This window comes from Kitasatospora sp. NPDC059803, from assembly GCF_042732255.1.
GTDB lineage: Bacteria > Actinomycetota > Actinomycetes > Streptomycetales > Streptomycetaceae > Kitasatospora.
Map to the genome: position 1 here is coordinate 2,069 of NZ_JBHWIJ010000371.1, position 5,494 is coordinate 7,562.

Sequence of the window (5,494 nt, forward strand, 5' to 3'; positions counted from 1 at the left end):
CGGCCGTCCGGCCCGACGGACCGGCCGCGCCCCACCCCCGATCCGGACCCCCGGGCGCACGCCCGATCCGGCGGCCCGGGCCCGACCCGCGGGGCCCCCTGGGTGCGGCCGCCCCCGGATTTCCCCGGCGTCCGCGGCCTCCCCCACACCTGTTCGGTCCGACAGCAGAAAGGTAGGACCGGGCCCGGGCAATCCATCGGTCACATGCCTGGTTGCCACCTGAACGAGTGAACGAGCGTGACCTCGCCCCGAACCGGGCCGTTACCGCGCGGTCCGCGCGACCGGGCGCCGGTCGCCGACCTCCCCGCTCATGACGGACGATGGGAGTGACCTTGTTCGCCGCTGCGAGGGGTCCCCGGGTCCGCGATGCCCGGCCCGTGCTCCGCGCTCGGTGACACCGCCGGTGCGGTGCGTCACGAGGTTCGGATTCCGGCGGCCGGGACGGCCGTTCCGGCCCCTGTCACACCCCTGCCGACGCCGAGGTCAGCGCCGTATTGTGGGCTCCTGACAAGGAGGCCGAGGTCCTTTTCTCACTCCCGCCGAACGCGGAAGCGGTTACCGAAAAGTAGAATCGGCCCTCTTGCCAGCCCCGAACAACCGAAGTGAGGAGCGCCGTGACGGCCATCCAGGAGGCGCAGGAGCGCCCGCGCGGTGCCCGCCTGCCGCGAAGCGCCCGCCGTGAACAACTGCTCGGTGCCGCCCAGGAGGTGTTCGTCGCGCAGGGTTACCACGCGGCCGCCATGGACGACATCGCCGACCGCGCCGGGGTCAGCAAGCCGGTGCTGTACCAGCACTTCCCCGGGAAGCTGGAGCTGTACCTGGCACTGCTGGACAAGCACTGCGACGCCCTGGTCGAGTCGACCCGCGACGCACTGTCGACGACCACCGACAACAAGCTCCGGGTGGCCGCGACGATGGAGGCGTACTTCAACTACGTCTCCAGCGAGTCCGGCGCGTTCCGCCTGGTCTTCGAGTCGGACCTGACCAACGAGCCGGCCGTGCGCGAGCGGGTCGAGCGGGCCTCCGAGGCGAGCGCGACGCTGGTCAGCAAGGTGATCCAGGAGGACACCGACCTGCCCGAGGCGGAGTCCAAGCTGCTCGCCGCCGGGGTCTGCGGCCTGGCCCAGATCACCGCCCGGTACTGGCTGTCGCAGGGCCTGGACATCCCCCGCGACGAGGCGGTGCGGCTGGTCGCCAGCCTGGCCTGGCGCGGGCTGAAGGGCTTCCCGATGCACCCCGTTTCAGAGGGCGGGGAGGCCCTCTAGCAGGGGTGATCCACCGATCTTCGCCGTCGCGGTGATCCCGTGCTCTATGGTGAAGCCGTACGGCGCGGTCGTCGCGAACGCTTGTCCCAGGCGGTCGGGGTGTCCGCGCGTGGAGGCTGCAACCCCGGAGGGACGGAAGCCGTGGAGGTCAAGATCGGCGTGCAGAACACGCCGCGCGAGATCGTGATCGAGAGCACGCAGAGTGCCGATGAGATCCAGAGCGCGATCGCCAAGGCGCTGGAGGGTTCGGAGAAGCTCTTCGCGCTGACCGACGAGCACGGCCGCCGCGTCATCGTCCCGGCCGAGCGCCTGGCGTACGTGGAGATCGGCGAGCAGGCCGCCCGCAAGGTCGGCTTCGGCACCGCCTGAGGCGTCGTCCGAGCTGCTCACCCGGTGCCCCGCTCCCCCAGGGAGCGGGGCACCGTTGCGTGTACGGCCGGGTCGGCCGGGGTACGGCGACAGTGCGGCCGCCGGCGCCGCGCGCCCGTCCCCGGGAGGCAGTTTTGCTGGTCGAGTCGATCGCCTTCGCCCTCGTCGGCCTGGCCGCGGGCCTGGCCGCACTGCTGGCGCGGCCCGCGTACTTCCGGGCGGCCCGCACCCTGACCCTGGGCACCGCCCTGGCGGCGGCGCTGCTCGGCGGGACAGTGGCGCACTTCTGCCTGGACGGGCGCTACCCGGCGGCGTCGATCGCGGCCGCCGCGCTGGCCTCGGCGGTGCTGACCACGACGCTGGCCCGGCCGGACCTCGCCGCCGGGCGGGCCCCGGCGCACCGGCACCACCCGCACCGGGCCGGTGTCCACCGCACGCGGCGCCACCGGCCGGCCTGACCTCTAGCTGGCCAGGCCCAGAGCGGCCATCCGCCGGGTGTGCGCCTCGGTGATCCGGTTGAACATCTTGCCGACCTCGACCAGGTCGAAGCCCTGCACCTGGACGCCGCCGACCAGCAGGTTGGACAGCGCGTCCCGCTCGGCGACCACCCGCTGGGCCTGGCTGAGCGCCTCGCCCATCAGCCGTCGGCCCCACAGCGCGAGCCGGCCGCCGGAGCGCGGGTCGGCCTCGATGGCCTGGCGCACCTTGTCCACCGCGAACTGGGCGTGCCCGGTGTCGGACATGACGCCGAGCACCAGGTCGCGGGTGTCATCGTCGAGCCGGACGGCGACCTCGCGGTAGAAGTCGGTCGCGATGGCGTCGCCGACGTAGGCCTTGACCAGGCCCTCCAGCCAGTCCGAGGGCGCGGTCATCCGGTGGAACAGCTCCAGCGGCTCGACGAACGGGCGCATCGCCTCCTGCGGGTCGGCGCCGATCTCGGCGAGCCGGTCGTGCAGGCGCTGGTAGTGCTGGAACTCGGCGGAGGCCATCCGGGCCAGGGCCGCCTTGTCGGCGAGGTCCGGCGCCAGCTTGGCGTCCTCGGCGAGCCGCTCGAAGGCGCTCAGCTCGCCGTAGGCGAGCGCGCCGAGCAGATCCAGCACCGCCGCCCGGTAGCCGGGGTCGGCCGAGCACGCGGCCCAGTCCCCGATCGAGCCGGCCGCGGCGTCCTGCGTCTCACCATGGGTCTCCATGACCCGCCACCTTAGTCCCGCCGGCCCGGGGGACCCACCCTGGCCGGCCGTCGGCCGGTCGCCCGGGTGACCGGCCGGAACACCCCTTCCGGCCCGGGTCGGCAGGGGCAATGTCAGACGCGTCACGTGTTCGAGTCGTCGCCTGACTGTATGGTGGTACGGAGCCCCGTCGTGTTCGCGCGGTGTCACCGCCGTCTCGGTGTCCCGCGCAAGCCCGCTCCGAAGCGGCACCGTCCATCCGGACGTGTCCGCACCGGAGCCACGGGTACTCACGTACGCGGATGCCCGGTCGGAGAGCCGATCGGCTCCGACCATGGCTTGGACTTCAAGCCTTGGCACCGCATCAGTGGCCGAGCGAGGGCCGCCGAGACCGCGCCCCCTGGCGAAGGTCCCGCGCAGGTCCCTCATGGGAATCCTCCCCGACGCCGCCGGCGACGCGCCCCGCACAGGGCAGCGCGCACCGGCCGGCCGCAGGGACCGGCGCGGTTGTGCGTCCGCTCAGCTGCATCAGGGCCGCCAGGCCCGTACGCAGCCGTGCGGCTGCCCGCCCGCCGCTCGCTCTCGGCCCCTTTCACACGGAAGAGGCAGCACCCTGTCCACCACCGCTGAACCCATCAAGACGACGTTCCGGGATCTGGGAATCCTCCCGGAGACCGCCGAGGCGCTCGAGTCCGTCGGCATCGTCCACCCCTTCCCCATCCAGGAGATGACCCTCCCGGTCGCGCTGACCGGCCACGACGTCATCGGCCAGGCCAAGACCGGCACCGGCAAGACCCTCGGCTTCGGCCTCCCGCTGATCGAGCGGTGCGTCGTGCGCGCCGACGTGGACGCCGGCCGGGCGACCGAGGAGCAGCTCTCCGACGGCCCGCAGGCGCTCATCGTCGTCCCGACCCGCGAGCTCTGCACCCAGGTCACCAACGACCTGCAGACCGCCGGCAAGGTCCGCGACGTGCGCGTCCTGGCCGTCTACGGCGGCCGCGCGTACGAGCCGCAGGTCGAGGCGCTCGCCAAGGGCGTCGACATCGTGGTCGGCACCCCGGGCCGCCTGCTGGACCTGGCCGGGCAGAAGAAGCTGAACCTGTCCAAGGTCCGCTCGCTGGTCCTGGACGAGGCCGACGAGATGCTCGACCTCGGCTTCCTGCCGGACGTCGAGAAGATCATCACCATGCTGCCGGCCAAGCGGCAGACCCTGCTGTTCTCGGCCACCATGCCGGGTCAGGTCATCAGCCTCGCCCGCCGGTACATGAGCCAGCCCACCCACATCCGGGCCGCCGCCCCGGACGACACCGGCACCACCGTCGCCAACATCGAGCAGCACATCTTCCGCGCGCACTCGCTGGACAAGGTCGAGCTCGTCTCGCGCATCCTCCAGGCCGACGGCCGCGGGCTGGCGATGATCTTCTGCCGGACCAAGCGCACCGCCGCCGACGTCGCCGACCAGCTGACCCAGCGCGGCTTCGCGGCCGGCGCCGTCCACGGCGACCTCGGCCAGGGCGCCCGCGAGCAGGCGCTGCGCGCGTTCCGCAACGGCAAGGTCGACGTGCTGGTCTGCACCGACGTCGCCGCCCGCGGCATCGACGTCGAGGGCGTCACGCACGTGGTCAACTACCAGTGCCCCGAGGACGAGAAGACCTACCTGCACCGGATCGGCCGCACCGGCCGGGCCGGCGCCTCGGGTACCGCCGTCACCCTGGTCGACTGGGACGACATCCCGCGCTGGCAGCTGATCAACAAGGCGCTGGAGCTGACCTTCAACGACCCGGAGGAGACCTACTCCACCTCGCCGCACCTGTACGAGCTGCTGAAGATCGCGCCGGGCACCAAGGGTGTGCTGCCGCGTTCGGAGCGGACCCGGGCCGGGCTCGGCGCGGAGGAGGTCGAGGACCTCGGCGAGACCGGCGGGCGCGGTGCGCGCACCGCCCGGGCCAAGGGCCCGCGCAGCGGCGCCGGCCGCACCGGCGCCCCTGAGGCCGCCGTGGCGACCGAGGAGAAGCCGCGCCGCACCCGTGAGCGCCGCCGCACCCGCGGGGGCTCCACGGTCGCCGAGGGCGAGGCCGGGAGCGTCGTCGAGGCCGCCGCGGCCCCGGCCGTCGAGGGCACCGAGGGCGAGGCGGCCCCGCGCCGCCGTCGCCGCCGTTCGCGCGGCGCCGCCGCCGGCGAGGCCGCTGTGGTGGCCGAGGCCGTCGCGGTGACCGAGGCGGCCGTGGCGGCTCCGGTCGCCGAGGCCCCGGCCGAGGTTCCGGCCGCGGTGGCCGTCGTGGCCGCCGCCGAGGCCGTCGTCGAGGCCGTCGTCGAGGAGAAGCCGGCCGCCCGCACCCGGACGCGCACCCGCAAGCCGAAGGCGGAGGCCGTCGAGGCCGTCGTCGAGGCGCCGGCCGAGGCACCCGCCGCCGAGGTCGTCGTCGAGACCGCCGTCGCGAAGAAGCCGGCCACCCGGACGCGCACCCGCAAGCCCAAGGCCGAGGCCGCGACCGCCCCGGCGGCTCCGGAGGCTGCGGCCGCCGACGCCGCGACCGAGGTCCCGGCCCCGCGCAAGCGCACCCGGGCCCGCAAGGCCGCCGCCGCGCCGGAGGCCACCCCGGAGAGCTGACGCACCCCGCCCCGGGGGGGGGGGGGGTGCGCCCGGGCCCGCCCTCCGCGGGGGGGGGGCGGGCCCACGCCCTGGGCATC

5 protein-coding genes are annotated in these 5,494 nt (G+C 74.3%); 4 read left to right on the forward strand and 1 reads right to left on the reverse strand.

Features of this window, described 5'->3' with window-relative positions; genetic code table 11:
* Positions 1-614: 614 nt before the first annotated feature.
* From ACFV6I_RS35635 to ACFV6I_RS35645, 3 genes are all read left to right on the forward strand, one after another.
* Positions 615-1,265 carry a TetR/AcrR family transcriptional regulator gene (locus ACFV6I_RS35635; protein ID WP_063347918.1) on the forward strand — a complete coding sequence of 217 codons (651 nt, stop codon included), beginning with the start codon at positions 615-617 and terminating at the stop codon, positions 1,263-1,265.
* A gap of 141 nt (positions 1,266-1,406) precedes the next feature.
* Positions 1,407-1,634: a DUF3107 domain-containing protein gene (locus tag ACFV6I_RS35640; protein ID WP_063347919.1), complete on the forward strand. Its 228-nt coding sequence runs from the start codon at positions 1,407-1,409 to the stop codon at positions 1,632-1,634.
* Between the two features lie 134 nt (positions 1,635-1,768).
* A complete protein-coding gene (locus tag ACFV6I_RS35645; RefSeq protein WP_363586741.1) occupies positions 1,769-2,092 on the forward strand; it encodes a hypothetical protein in 324 nt (107 codons plus the stop codon).
* Positions 2,093-2,095: 3 nt separating this feature from the next.
* Here the strand turns inward: ACFV6I_RS35645 and ACFV6I_RS35650 are convergent, their stop codons facing one another.
* Entirely contained in the window at positions 2,096-2,824 is a 729-nt protein-coding gene (locus tag ACFV6I_RS35650) for a ferritin-like fold-containing protein (protein WP_063347921.1), read from the reverse strand.
* A 706-nt stretch (positions 2,825-3,530) separates the two neighbouring features.
* Between ACFV6I_RS35650 and ACFV6I_RS35655 the strand changes: the two genes are divergently transcribed.
* Positions 3,531-5,414, forward strand: a complete 1,884-nt coding sequence (locus ACFV6I_RS35655) for a DEAD/DEAH box helicase (RefSeq protein ID WP_380430058.1) — start codon at positions 3,531-3,533, stop codon at positions 5,412-5,414.
* The last annotated feature ends 80 nt before the right edge of the window (positions 5,415-5,494 follow it).